This window comes from Moorena sp. SIO4A1, from assembly GCF_010672065.1.
Classification (GTDB): domain Bacteria; phylum Cyanobacteriota; class Cyanobacteriia; order Cyanobacteriales; family Coleofasciculaceae; genus Moorena.
This window is the reverse complement of the sequence record NZ_JAAHHX010001032.1, coordinates 1-1,059: the sequence shown is the minus strand read 5'-3', so window position 1 is coordinate 1,059 and position 1,059 is coordinate 1. Positions and strand designations below refer to the sequence as shown.

The window sequence follows — 1,059 nt, the reverse complement described above, 5'->3', positions numbered from 1 at the left end:
TTGCCCGTAGCGCTATACAATCACCATCAGGACGACTGGGGAGTGTCAATAGATGCGATCGCGTAGCGTAGCCCTTCGGGCTAATCGCCTTTGGCGCGGCTTAGCCGATCGCGGCTTGGAATGCGGCTTGGAATTTGGGCAGGGCACTGGAAATCATCTCTTCGCTGGCAGTCAGGGAGATGCGGAAATAACCTGGTATTTCCTGTGGCGTTCCAGGTAATACAAAGACGCCGTGACTGGCCAGTAACTCGGCAAAAGCACAGTCATCTTGCCAAGGGGAGCGCACCAATAGGAAGAATGTTGCATCAGGGGTGCGGAGCTTGTAACCGATGTCCCGCAGTGCTTTGACCATCCAATCTCGCTTTTTTTGTAAATGCTCGATATTCAGGTTGAGTTGCTCCAGGTCCCCTAGGGCATACTGCATTAATACACTAGGATAACACCAACCAAAAGCACTTTGTTGTAAGATGCCAATCACTCGCCTGATTTCTTGCCGATTGGGCATAGTGGATGGTAAAGCAATATACCCTATGCGTTGACCAGGAGCCATGAAGGTCTTGCTGTAACCATAGACCAAGAAAGAAAATGGGTAAAACTGGGTAGGGCTAGGACAAGGCTGGTGATCAAACACAATCCGGCTGAAGGTTTCATCAGAAATTAGGTAAATGGGCTTACCATAACGTCTAGAGGCATCGGTGAGTATAGCAGCCAAACCCTCAAGGGTTGTTGCTGAGAAAATCTTACCTGTGGGATTGTGGGGTGAATTGACGATTATTGCCCGAGTGCGTTCTGTAATCGCAGATGCGATCGCATCGAGGTCCATATCAAAGGTATTTGTATCCACAGGCACACCCACCGGCACTGCACCAGTAAGATGAACCATACGCCGATAACCTAACCAGGGTGGAGTCAGAAGAATTACCTCATCTCCATCCCCAGCCAGGATGTGCAGACAAATTGCTAGACCAACTACTGTACCATTGCTGGGGGGGCGACGAAACAGGCTGAAATGCTTGCTATGTAAAGTTAGTAGCATTTTGTGGTAAAAAAAGGTAGGTC

1 protein-coding gene is annotated in these 1,059 nt (G+C 49.2%); it reads right to left on the bottom strand.

What is annotated here, in order from left to right; all coding sequences use genetic code 11:
- Positions 1-100: 100 nt before the first annotated feature.
- Positions 101-1,059 (bottom strand): aminotransferase class I/II-fold pyridoxal phosphate-dependent enzyme (locus tag F6K53_RS45030; RefSeq protein WP_293087636.1); only part of this gene is annotated, 959 nt, incomplete at its 5' end.